We start from the raw sequence: 10,661 nt of genomic DNA, 5'->3' as shown, positions 1-10,661 counted from the left end.
ATCCGGCCGTGCGTTTAGAAAGACCGGCCGTGCCCCGATCAGGCCCGGCCGACAACGACATGCTAGGCTCGCCGTCATCATGGGTACAGAACCAGATGACGGGATGTTCGATGGATACAGATGACCAGACTTCGATGATTCCCCCCCGCTACCAACGGCTGTCGGATGAGTTGGCCGAAGCCATCCACGGGGGTCGCCTTCCGGTCGGCAGCCGCCTGCCTTCGCTGCGGCAGATGGCCCTGCAGCGCAGGCTCAGCCTGAACACCGTGATTGCCGCCTATCGCCAACTGGAGGATGCCGGCCTGGTCATTCCGCGGCCCAAGGCCGGCTTCGAGGTGGCGCCGCGACTGTCGGTGCCGGAACGCTCGCTGCGTGATACCCCGTCCGCGCCCACCGCGCCGTTGCAGCAGGTACTGATGGCCCGCGTGCTGGAGGCACAACGTCGCCCCGGCGTGATCGACCTGGCCTTCGCCGGCCCGCGCGGCCGCCAGTTCTATCCAGGCGCTCAGCTGGCCCGTCACACCGCGCAGGTGCTGCGCCACGGCCAGCAGACGGTGGAGACCTATGCGCGACCGAACGGTTCACCCCGGCTGCTGGCGCAGATCGTGCGGCGTGGCCCGCGCATGGGCCTGCACACCCACAGCGAACGCCTGCTGCTGACCCACGGTGCGATGGAAGCGCTGCAGCTGGCGCTGCGCGCGGTCACCCAGCCCGGTGATGCGGTGGGCATCGAGGCGCCGTCCTACTTCAACCTGTACCCCCTGCTGGCCAACCTCGGTCTGCAGGCCATCGAACTGCCCACCCACCCACAGCACGGACTGGATGTGGATGCGCTGGATGCGCTGCTGGAGCACACGCCGCTGGCCGCTCTGGTGGTGATGCCCACCGTGCACAACCCGCTCGGCTGCACCATGCCGACCGCCGCCAAACAGCGCTTGGCCGAGCTGGTCAACGCACGGCAACTGCCGCTGATCGAGGATGCGGTGTACGCCGAGCTGCAGTTCTGCGAACCGCCGGCACCGCTCCTGAAGGCCTTCGATCGCGACGGCTGGGTGATGGTGGTCGGTGGTTTCTCCAAGACGCTGGCGCCGGACTACCGCATCGGCTGGCTGGATGGCGGGCGCTTCGCCGAGCGCATCGCGCTGCTGAAATTCCAGTCCACCGGCGGTGAGCCGCAGTTGCTCGGCGATGCGGTCGCGGCGTACCTGGAGGCCGGCAGCTACGAGCACCACCTGCACCGCATGCGTCGCCTGTATCGCGAACAGGTCGGGCGGCTGCGCCAGCTGGTGGCCGAGCACTTCCCGGCCGGCACCCGTGCCACCGAACCGCAGGGCGGATTCCTGCTGTGGCTGGAACTGCCGGGCGTGGATACGCGCGAGCTGTTCGAGCGAGCGCTGCAGGAGGACATCGTGTTCATGCCCGGCCAGGTGTATTCGCGCGGCGCACGCTACCGCCACTGCCTGCGGTTGTCGTGCTGCCAGACGCTGGATGCACGCTTCATCGGTGCGGTGGAGAGGCTGGGTGCGATTGCGCGGGAGCTGGCGGCGCGCCAGCTCCTGTAGAGCCGAGCCTACGCTCGGCTGCCCTTCGCCAATGGTCCCCGCTGAGCCGAGCATGGGCTCGGCTCTACAGGAAGCAGGTCAATCGAGCAGGTGCGTGCTCAGGATCTGGCCATCCGCCCCCGGAAGATGCGGCAGCCGCCCCCAGCACGGCATCGGCAGGCGCTGCCGCAGCGTGGCGAAGTTTTCATCCTGCCGCTGCATCGCCGGGTCGATGTGGTTGCCGATCCAGCCCAGGCAATCCACGCCGCTGGCCTGCAGCGATTGCGCGGTCAGTCGCGCGTGGTTGACGCAGCCCAGCCGCATGCCCACCACCAGCAACACCGGCAACCGCAATGCGCGCACCAGGTCGAGCTGGTCGAGCGTGGCCGAGACCGGCGCCAGCCAACCGCCAACACCCTCCACGACCACCACATCGGCCTGTGCACGCAGACGTTCGAACGCCGCCATGATCGGCGCCAGCTCCACCTGCACGCCATCCTCGGCGGCGGCCAGTTCCGGCGCCAGCGGCTGGCGCAGCGCATACGGGTTCAGGTCGGCATAGTCCGGCACCGGCCAACTGGCCGCCTGCAGCGCCAATGCATCCTCGTTGCGCAGGCCCTGGCCCAGGTCCTCGCTGCCGCTGGCCACCGGCTTCATGCCGACCGCGCGCAGTCCGCGCCGGCGCAGCGCATGCAGCAGTGCGGTGCTGGCCGCAGTCTTGCCGACCTCGGTATCGGTGCCGGTGACGAACAGGGCGGGCGGCAGCGTGGCGGGCAACGGCATCGACGGGCTCCAACGGGGCAACAGAGCGTGCATTATCGCCGGCCCGGCGCGCTTGCTAGACTGCAGGCATGTTCGCCAATGCCTCGCTCACCGGCAGCAAGCCGGAACAATACGCCCAGCTGCTGGAACAGGCCCGTGGCCTGGTCTACGCCGAGTCCGACCGCATCGCCAACGCGGCCAACCTCTCGGCACTGGTCTACCACGCCCTGCCCGACCTGAACTGGGTGGGCTTCTACCTGTACGACGGCAAGGAACTGGTGGTCGGCCCGTTCCAGGGCCTGCCGGCCTGCGTGCGCATCCCGCTGGACAAGGGCGTGTGCGGTGCCGCCGCCAGCCAGCGCGTGACCCAGCGCGTGGACGACGTCGATGCCTTCCCCGGCCACATCGCCTGCGATTCGGCCTCGCGTTCGGAGCTGGTGGTGCCGCTGCTGCGCGGTGATGAACTGATCGGCGTGTTCGATATCGACAGCCCGAAGGTCGGCCGCTTCGATGCCGACGATCAGGCCGGCCTGGAAGCCATCGCCCGCGTGTTCATCGAGGCGCTGGGATGAGCGCACCGAAGCTGCGCAACATCGGCCCCAAGAGTGCGGCGTGGCTGCGCCAGGTCGGCCTGCGCAGCCGCGAAGACCTGGTTGCGATCGGTGCCGTGGGCGCCTTCGTCAAGGTCAAGCGCGCCGGCTTCAGGCCCAGCCTGAACCTGCTGTACTCACTGGAAGGCGCACTGCTGGACTGCCACTGGCAGGAACTGAGCGAGCCGCAGCGTGAGGCGCTGGTGCAGGATTACGAAGCGCGCATCGCCGCGCATCCGCTGAAGGCAGCCGGCCCGGCGTCGGGCCCGGTGCATGAGCAGCGCTTCGATGCTGACGATGACGCTGAGGACAGCGTGGCCGAGCGCGCGGACGAGGATTGAGCCGCGCCCTTCTGTAGCGCCGAGCCCACGCTCGGCTGGCTTTTCTGATCGAAGTGCAGCCGAGCATGGCTCGGCTCTACAAGAGCAGATCAGGGCTGCTGCAGCTCCAGCAACTCGCCCACCAGCCCGACCTCACCGCGTTCCAGCCACACCCGCAGGCGCGTGCCGTGGTCGATGCGCAGGGCCCAGCACAGCGACATCGGCAGGCCGCAGACCTGCGACAGCACCATGCGCAGCGGGCCACCATGGCTGACCACCAGCGTCGGTACCGGATCGTCATCATCGAGCAGGCGATCCAGCGCGCGCGCAATGCGCCGCTCGAAGTGGCCCCAGCTTTCACCGTTCGGCGGCGGGAACGCGTGCGGGTCGGCATGGAAGGCGGCCAGTGCATCCTCCGGCAGGTCGAACAGCGACTGCCCGTCCCAATCGCCGAAGTCCAGCTCTTCCCATTCCTCGTCCGCTTCCACGTCCAGCCCACGCGGGGTAGCCAGGGCCATCGCCGTGTGCAGCGAGCGCAGCCGCGGCGAACTGATCACCCGCTCCCAGGGCTGCGCGGCGTAAGCGTCGACCAGTTCCTGCGGCAGGCGGGCCAGCTGCGGCGGATCACTGCGGCCATCGAGGAACTCATCGCGACCGTTGCCGGCATGGCGGACCAGGTCGAGGATCATGCGCAAGTCCTGTACAGGCAACGCGGGAACAGCGGAAAACGGGCGGACATCGGCAACGGCACCACGGGATCGAGGGACCATTCTAAAGGCACAGCAAAGGCAGTCGAACACGTTCGACACTACGGGCCGCCTGCGATGCCGTAGACTGCGCGCACTTCCAGGTGACCTGCGGCCACGGCCGGCAGGTTGAAACGGGAAGCCGGTGACGCGTGATTCCACGCCATGCCGGCGCTGCCCCCGCAACGGTAAGCACGTCAGTTCCAGGCAACAACGCCACTGTGCCGCAAGCATGGGAAGGCGCCTGGACGGTGGCCTCGCGCCACCCGGCGGCAAGCCCGGAGACCGGCCCGGAAGCCTCAGGTCGCGATGCGGTGGGCATGGCGCTGGATGACGTGGCCTGTGCTGCGGCATCGGCGCGTGCCTGCCTTCGCGGCTCCTCCCCTTCGCCACGCGGGCGTGCGTGGCACCTGGAGTCCCCCATGAAGCTGCAGTCCCGAATGCTGTCCCTGGCCGTGCTGGCCGCCCTGCCCGCGCTGGCCCAGGCCGCCGATGACACCACCGCGCTCGACCAGATCCTGGTCACCGCCACCCGCACCCCCATCGCGCTGCAGGACAGCATCGCGCCGGCGCAGGTGATCGACCGCGCGCAGATCGAATCCAGCCAGGCCACCTCACTGCAGGAGCTGCTGCGCGGCCGCGCCGGCATCAACCTGACCAATGCCGGCGGCCTCGGCAAGCAGAGCTCGCTGTTCCTGCGCGGTACCAACTCGGGCCACACCGTGGTGCTGGTCGATGGCGTGCGCATCAACAGTGCCGACCTCGGCCTGGCCATGTACCAGGACCTGCCGCTGGCGCAGATCGAGCGCGTGGAAATCGTGCGTGGACCGCAGTCGAGCCTGTACGGCGCCGACGCCATCGGTGGCGTGATCCAGATCTTCACCCGCCGCAACCAGGGCGATTTCGCCCCGCACTTCCAGCTTGGCGGTGGCAGCAACGGCCTGCGTGAAGCCAGCGGTGGCATTGGCGGTGGTACCGAGCGCGGCTGGTTCGGTGCCGACATCGCCTACCAGCATTCCGATGGCATCGATGCCTGCCGCGGCTCGGCCACGCTGTTCGCCGGCTGCTTCGCCGACGAGCCCGACCGCGACGGCTACCGCAACCTGTCCAAGAGCCTGCGCGGTGGCTACACCTTCAACGACCAGTGGAACGTGGAAGGCAGCGCCCTGCGCGCCGACGGCAAGAACCATTACGACGGCTACTACAACTATTCGGAAACCCGCCAGCAGGTGCTGGCCGGCAAGGTGCGCTACACCCCTTCCGAGCGCCTGGCATTCACCGCAAACGTCGGCCGCAGTGACAACGAGTCGGACAACTTCGGTGATTTCGGTGCCCGTGGCAGCGCACAGACCCACCGCGACAGCGCCTCGCTGCAGGGCGACATCACGCTGGCCGAAGGTCAGCTGCTGAGCGCAGGCGTGGACTGGAGCGAAGACAACCTGGATGGCAGCAGCGCGGGCTACCTCGTCGACAGCCGCCGCAACACCGGCGTGTTCGTGCAGTACCAGGGCCGCTTCGGCCGCCACCAGCTGCAGGCCAGCGCGCGCAATGACGACAACCAGCAGTTCGGCAACCACGCCACCGGCAGCGTTGGCTGGGCCATGGAACTGGGCGACGGCCTGCGCGTCAATGCCAGCTACGGCACGGCGTTCAAGGCACCGACCTTCAGCGATCTGTACGACCCGTGGAGCGGCGTGCCGACGTTGAACCCGGAGAAGTCCAAGAGCGCCAACCTGGGCGTTTCGCAGCAGGGACAGGGCTGGCACTGGGGCCTGGACGTATATGAAACCCGCATCGATGATCTGATCACCTACGATGCGGCGACCTTCAAGATGCAGCAGGTGGAGAAGGCCCGCATCCGCGGCGCCGAACTGACCGGTGGCGTGCTGCTGGCCGGCTTCGACATCAACGCACAGCTCAGCTACACCGACCCGCGCAACCGCACCGGCGGCAGCACCCAGTTCGACAACTGGCTGCCGCGCCGTGCACAGCAGACCGCGCGCCTGGACGTCGACCGCCGCTTCGGCGATTTCCGCGCCGGCCTGACCGTGCAGGGTGCCGGCAAGCGCTACGACGATGCCGCCAACGCGGTGAAGGTGGGAGGTTACGGCACGCTGGATCTGCGCGCCGAATACGCGCTGACGCCGTCGTGGTCGCTGCTGGCGCGTGCCGCCAACGTGTTCGACCGCAGGTATGAGACGGTGGCGTGGTTCAACCAGCCCGGCCGCGAGTACCAGCTGAGCGTGCGTTACCAGCCGAAGTGACCGCAACGGTCATGGTAGTGCCGGCCGCTGGCCGGCAACATCATGACCTTCGGCAACGCGTTCCGGGTTGCCGGCCAGCGGCCGGCACTACCCCCTGCTTCAGCCCCGCAACCCCGGCAGTTCACGCAGGTCGTCGATCACCGCCACGGCATGCGCGGTGGCCAGGTCCAGGCCGCGCGGGTAGCCGTAACGCACCAGCGCGATCGGCATGCCGGCATCTTCGGCGGCGCGGTAGTCGGTCAACGAATCCCCCACCATCAGACAGGCGTCCACCGGCAGCCCGAAGTGCGCGGCGATGTGCCGCAGCGGCTCACCGCTGGGCTTGCGCTGCGGCAGCGAGTCGCCCCCCAGCACCAGCGCAAACACATCACCGATACCCAGGTGCTGCAGCAGCGGCGGCACCAGCGCTTCGGGCTTGTTGGTGCAGATCGCCAGCGGCACGTTGCGTGCACGCAGTTGTGCCAGCGCTTCACCCACGCCATCGAACAGGCGCGGGCTGCGCAGCAGGCATTCGCGGTAGTGCACCATGAAGATCGGCATCACTTCGGCCAGGTCGATCACGCGGCCGACCGCCTGCAGGGCCTGCTCGACCAGGCGGCGCACACCGTCGCCGATCCAGCCCAGTACCGTGGTTTCCGGTACGCGTGCCACACCGATGTCCTCCAGCGTGCGGTTCAGCGCTTCGGCGATATCAGCTGCGCTGTCGACCAGCGTGCCATCAAGGTCGAACACGACCAGCGGATAGGGATACGACAAGGGACGGCACCTGCATGACGTGGGGCCGTCCATTGTACGCCGCTGGTTTTTGCACCGATCCGCCTCAACCGATGCGGCGCGCGCGGGTAGCCAGGAACGTGGGCAGGTAGCGGTCGATCAGGAAACGCGGCTGCGGCTGCCAGTCTTCCATGAAGCGATCGATGATGAAGCCGGCATCCAGCTGCCCGCCGATCAGTTCGGTCAGGCTGTGGCCGAAGGTCAGCGCATCGCCGCGGGCGAGTTTCGCCTCACGTTCTGCGGCGGGCAGGTCTTCCAGGTCCGAATAGGGAATGGCGTACTGCGGCCGGATCAGGCCCTGCGCATCGAGCTGCGGATCGCGCGCGCCGACGAACAGCACCGGGTTGTAGAAGCTGGCCATCAACATGCCATCGCGCGCCAGCACGCGGCGGCATTCGGTCCACACCGGGCGCACGTCGGGTACGTACAGGTTGGAGATCGGATGAAACACCACATCAAAACTGTCGTTGGCGAACACGTGCAGATCGCGCATGTCGCCCTGCACCGTGCGCAGCTGCAGGCCATCGCGCGCGGCGACCCTGCGGTCCTGTTCCAGCTGCCCGTCGGAGAGATCGAACACGGTGACGTCGGCGCCCGCAGCGGCCAGCACCGGTGCCTGCTGTCCACCGCCCGAGGCCAGGCACAGGATGCGGCGGCCGCGCACATCACCCATCCAGTCCAGCGGCAACGCGCGGGGCGTCAGGTGCACCTGCCAACGGCCTTCGCGCGCGGCGGCAATCGTTGAACTTTCCACCGGGCGCGACCATTCGCGCACTTCGCTGGCCTGGCGGTCCCAGGCAGCACGGTTGTGGTCAATCAAGGCCTGTCCATGGTTCATGTGTTCTCCTTGCCCGGTGGGCGCCAATCCAGATCCTGGAAGGCCGGGCTGGCGAAGCACTCGCCCAGGAAATCCAGGAATCGCCGCATGATAGCGGGCTGCTGGCGCCGTGACGCGTACACGGCATGAATGCCGAGTTCGTCCAGACTGAATTCAGGCAGCAGTTCGATCAGCTCACCACTGCGCAGCAGCGGCGCCACCTGGTAGGTCGGCAGCATGGCGATACCGGCACCGGCCCGCACCGCCTCCAACAGCAGCGAGGCCTCGTTGGCGCTGATGTTGCCGCCTACCGCCACCGACAGCGAACGGCCGTCTCGGTGCAGCTGCCACAGGCTCTTGCCGACGTAGTGGTGGGTCAGGCAGTTGTGCGCGGCCAGATGCTCGGGAGCAGTCGGCGTGCCGCGTGCCTGCAGGTAGGACGGCGTCGCGCACAGCACCGAGCGGCAGGTGGCCAGCCGCCGCGCGATCAGGCTGGGATCGATCTGGCGCGCGATGCGCACGGCCAGGTCCACCCGCTCCTCCACCAGGTTCACCGTGCGGTCGACCAGCAGCAGCTCGATGCGTGCCGCCGGATGGCGCGCAACAAAGCCGGCCACCGCCCGCGCCAGGTGGCTCTGCCCGAACGACACGCTGGCAGTCACCCGCAGCGTGCCATGCGGCTCCGGATCATCGCTGGCCAGCTCGCCCTGCAGTTCCTCGCCGATCGCCAGCATCTGCCGGAAGCGCGCCAGCGCCGCCTCACCGGGGCCGGTCAGGCTGACCCGGCGCGTGGTCCGGTGCAGCAGGCGCGCGCCCAGCCAGCCCTCGACCTCGGCCAGGTAGCGGCTGACCATGGCCCGTGACATGTCCAGCACTTCGGCGGCGGCGGTGAGGCTGCCGCGTTCGGCGACCTCGACGAACACGGTCATGGCGGTCAATCGGTCCATATGCTCGATCCATGCAACAAACAAGCTCGTTATACGCTGTTTTTCGATCAACTGCAGCAGCCTAGAGTGGCCCCATTCCCACCCCACACCGCCCCACGGAGTCCTGCATGAAAATCGCCCTCGTTGGTTCCACCGGCAACATCGGCCGCCAGATCGCCCGCCACGCGCTGGCCCGCGGCCACGAACTCACTGTCATCGTGCGCAGCGCGCAGGACCTTCCGGCAGAACTGGCCGGCGCCCATCCGGTGATCGCTTCGCTGGATGACCAGGACGCGCTGGTTGCCGCCATCGCCGGCCACGACGTGCTGGCCAGTGCCTACGGCCCGCGCCCGGGCGATGACATCGGCCGCGTCGGCGAGGTCGCCGCGCAGCTGGCTGCCGTCGCACGCAAGGCCGGCGTGCCGCGCCTGGTGGTGGTCGGTGGTGCCGGCAGCCTGGAGGTCGCCCCCGGCGTGCAGCTGGTCGATACCCCCAGCTTCCCGGAGGCCTACAAGCCCTACGCGCTGGCCCACCGTGAAGCGTTCAACCGCCTGCAGGCAGTGGACGACCTGGACTGGACCTTCTTCTCGCCAGCCGCCGAAATCGGCCCGGGCGAAGAGCGCGGCCAGTACCGCGTGCAGCCCAAGGCTTTCCTCGCCGACGCCAGCGGCCACAGCCGCATCAGCTACGCCGACTACGGCGCCGCGTTCGTCGCCGAGCTGGAAGCGCACCAGTACCCGAAGCAGATCATCACTGCGGCGTACTGATCGACGCGCGTGCCCTGTAGAGCCGAAGGCAACGGCAGGAGCCGTTGCCAACGTCGCTTGCCACGGCCCGCAGGGGCCCGGGCAAGGACGCCCGGCATAGCCGACGCTCGGCTCCCTATCCGACACAAGGAATTTCCCATGCGTACCGCTGCCCTGCTGCTACCCCTCGCCCTGGCCGCCACCTTCACCAGTGCGCCGTTGCTTGCTGCATCGGCCTCCTCCCCGGCGCCGGCCACGACGACGAATTCCCAACTCCACCTGCAGACCTTCCATCCCGGCCCGCAGGCGATGTTCTCGGTGTCCTCGGTGCTGATCGAAGGCCGCCACGATGCGATCCTGGTCAACGCGCAGTTCGGCGCCAGCGACGCGCGCAAGCTGGTCGAGCTGATCCGCGCCAGCGGCAAGCAGCTGACCACGATCTACATCAGCCACGGTGATCCGGACTATTACTTCGGCCTGGCCACCCTGCAGGACGCCTTCCCGCAGGCACGCATCGTCGCCACCGCGCAGACCGTCGCCCATATCCAGCAGACCCAGGCCGGCAAGCTGGCCTACTGGGGACCGAAGATGGGCGCCGACGTGCCGGCACGGATCGTGGTGCCGCAGGTACTGGACGGCGACGCCCTGCAGCTGGAAGGCCAGCACCTGCCGCTGATCGGCCTGGATGGCCCGACCCCGGACCGCACGGTGCTGTGGGTGCCGTCGCTGCGCGCGATCGTCGGTGGCATTCCGGTGGTAGCCGGCGAGCACGTGTGGATGGCCGATACGCAGACGCCGAAGTCGCATGCCGACTGGCTGCAGACCCTGCAGCGGCTGCAGGCACTGAAGCCGAAGGTGGTGGTGCCGGGGCACTACGCGCCGGGAGTGGCGCTGGATGCCAGTGCGTTGCGCTTCACCGCGGACTACATCCGCGCGTTCGATGTTGAGGCGGCAAAGGCGAAGGACAGCGCGGCGCTGGTGAAAGCGATGCAGGCGCGCTACCCGAAGCTGGCGGGCGTGGAGTCGCTGGAATTGAGTGCGAAGGTGGCCAAGGGCGAGATGCAGTGGCCTTAAGGTGAAGGGTTGTTTTGCAGGGCTGCGCCCTGCACCTGCTCAATGCAACGGCAACGCAACGGCAACAGCTGGATATCTGTAGGTTGGCGGGGTGGGTCCGG

At 68.3% G+C, this 10,661-nt stretch carries 11 protein-coding genes and 1 riboswitch; of the genes, 6 read left to right on the top strand and 5 right to left on the bottom strand.

Translation table 11 applies throughout. The annotated features are described in order from the left end of the window. Positions 1–110: 110 nt before the first annotated feature. Positions 111–1,562 (top strand): PLP-dependent aminotransferase family protein, encoded by a 1,452-nt coding sequence (locus N5J73_RS23050; protein ID WP_049444883.1) that lies wholly within the window; start codon positions 111–113, stop codon positions 1,560–1,562. A 78-nt stretch (positions 1,563–1,640) separates the two neighbouring features. Here N5J73_RS23050 and bioD read toward each other — a convergent pair whose 3' ends face one another. Further along, the gene (bioD, locus tag N5J73_RS23045) at positions 1,641–2,324 is read right to left on the bottom strand and encodes a dethiobiotin synthase (RefSeq protein ID WP_049444880.1); all 684 of its coding nucleotides are present in this window, start codon (positions 2,322–2,324) and stop codon (positions 1,641–1,643) included. 68 nt (positions 2,325–2,392) lie between these two features. Here bioD and N5J73_RS23040 point away from each other — a divergent pair, with 68 nt between their 5' ends. Both N5J73_RS23040 and N5J73_RS23035 read left to right on the top strand, forming a co-directional pair. Beyond that, positions 2,393–2,875, top strand: a complete 483-nt coding sequence (locus N5J73_RS23040) for a GAF domain-containing protein (protein WP_049444878.1) — start codon at positions 2,393–2,395, stop codon at positions 2,873–2,875. Beyond that, a complete protein-coding gene (locus N5J73_RS23035; protein WP_049444877.1) occupies positions 2,872–3,234 on the top strand; it encodes a TfoX/Sxy family protein in 363 nt (120 codons plus the stop codon). Before N5J73_RS23040 ends, N5J73_RS23035 begins: the two co-directional genes overlap by 4 nt. 89 nt (positions 3,235–3,323) lie before the next feature. Here N5J73_RS23035 and N5J73_RS23030 read toward each other — a convergent pair whose 3' ends face one another. After that, positions 3,324–3,902, bottom strand: a complete 579-nt coding sequence (locus N5J73_RS23030; RefSeq protein WP_032128728.1) for a histidine phosphatase family protein — start codon at positions 3,900–3,902, stop codon at positions 3,324–3,326. Between the two features lie 142 nt (positions 3,903–4,044). After that, a riboswitch (cobalamin riboswitch) is annotated at positions 4,045–4,268 on the top strand. A 113-nt stretch (positions 4,269–4,381) separates the two neighbouring features. Between N5J73_RS23030 and btuB the strand changes: the two genes are divergently transcribed. Continuing rightward, positions 4,382–6,223 carry a TonB-dependent vitamin B12 receptor gene (gene btuB, locus N5J73_RS23025; protein WP_049444875.1) on the top strand — a complete coding sequence of 614 codons (1,842 nt, stop codon included), beginning with the start codon at positions 4,382–4,384 and terminating at the stop codon, positions 6,221–6,223. Positions 6,224–6,322: 99 nt separating this feature from the next. Here btuB and gph read toward each other — a convergent pair whose 3' ends face one another. The 3 genes from gph to N5J73_RS23010 form a co-directional block, all read right to left on the bottom strand. Next, positions 6,323–6,979 carry a phosphoglycolate phosphatase gene (gene gph, locus N5J73_RS23020; protein WP_049444873.1) on the bottom strand — a complete coding sequence of 219 codons (657 nt, stop codon included), beginning with the start codon at positions 6,977–6,979 and terminating at the stop codon, positions 6,323–6,325. 64 nt (positions 6,980–7,043) lie between these two features. Further along, on the bottom strand, positions 7,044–7,835 hold the full coding sequence (locus N5J73_RS23015; RefSeq protein WP_049444871.1) for a class I SAM-dependent methyltransferase: 792 nt from the start codon (positions 7,833–7,835) through the stop codon (positions 7,044–7,046). Beyond that, complete coding sequence (locus tag N5J73_RS23010) at positions 7,832–8,761, bottom strand: LysR family transcriptional regulator (RefSeq protein WP_032128732.1); 930 nt, start codon at positions 8,759–8,761, stop codon at positions 7,832–7,834. Before N5J73_RS23010 ends, N5J73_RS23015 begins: the two co-directional genes overlap by 4 nt. Positions 8,762–8,868: 107 nt before the next feature. On the opposite strand from N5J73_RS23010, the gene N5J73_RS23005 reads away from it, so the two are divergent. Further along, on the top strand, positions 8,869–9,507 hold the full coding sequence (locus N5J73_RS23005; RefSeq protein WP_049444869.1) for an NAD(P)H-binding protein: 639 nt from the start codon (positions 8,869–8,871) through the stop codon (positions 9,505–9,507). Positions 9,508–9,645: 138 nt separating this feature from the next. Then, positions 9,646–10,560, top strand: a complete 915-nt coding sequence (locus tag N5J73_RS23000; protein ID WP_049444867.1) for an MBL fold metallo-hydrolase — start codon at positions 9,646–9,648, stop codon at positions 10,558–10,560. The last annotated feature ends 101 nt before the right edge of the window (positions 10,561–10,661 follow it).

The organism is Stenotrophomonas sp. GD03654 (assembly GCF_029845105.1).
GTDB classification, from domain to species: Bacteria; Pseudomonadota; Gammaproteobacteria; order Xanthomonadales; family Xanthomonadaceae; genus Stenotrophomonas; species Stenotrophomonas africana.
The sequence above is the reverse complement of the archived record's forward strand: the minus strand, read 5'-3'. Positions and strand labels throughout refer to the sequence as shown.

What these genes read in the sequence shown, in the direction of transcription:
- N5J73_RS23035 (WP_049444877.1), top strand. Translation starts at nt 2,872, where the DNA reads ATGAGCGCACCGAAGCTGCGCAACATCGGCCCCAAGAGTGCGGCGTGG.
- btuB (WP_049444875.1), top strand. Translation starts at nt 4,382, where the DNA reads ATGAAGCTGCAGTCCCGAATGCTGTCCCTGGCCGTGCTGGCCGCCCTG.
- N5J73_RS23005 (WP_049444869.1), top strand. Translation starts at nt 8,869, where the DNA reads ATGAAAATCGCCCTCGTTGGTTCCACCGGCAACATCGGCCGCCAGATC.
- N5J73_RS23050 (WP_049444883.1), top strand. Translation starts at nt 111, where the DNA reads ATGGATACAGATGACCAGACTTCGATGATTCCCCCCCGCTACCAACGG.
- N5J73_RS23040 (WP_049444878.1), top strand. Translation starts at nt 2,393, where the DNA reads ATGTTCGCCAATGCCTCGCTCACCGGCAGCAAGCCGGAACAATACGCC.
- N5J73_RS23010 (WP_032128732.1), bottom strand. Translation starts at nt 8,761, where the DNA reads ATGGACCGATTGACCGCCATGACCGTGTTCGTCGAGGTCGCCGAACGC.
- N5J73_RS23000 (WP_049444867.1), top strand. Translation starts at nt 9,646, where the DNA reads ATGCGTACCGCTGCCCTGCTGCTACCCCTCGCCCTGGCCGCCACCTTC.
- N5J73_RS23030 (WP_032128728.1), bottom strand. Translation starts at nt 3,902, where the DNA reads ATGATCCTCGACCTGGTCCGCCATGCCGGCAACGGTCGCGATGAGTTC.
- N5J73_RS23015 (WP_049444871.1), bottom strand. Translation starts at nt 7,835, where the DNA reads ATGAACCATGGACAGGCCTTGATTGACCACAACCGTGCTGCCTGGGAC.
- bioD (WP_049444880.1), bottom strand. Translation starts at nt 2,324, where the DNA reads ATGCCGTTGCCCGCCACGCTGCCGCCCGCCCTGTTCGTCACCGGCACC.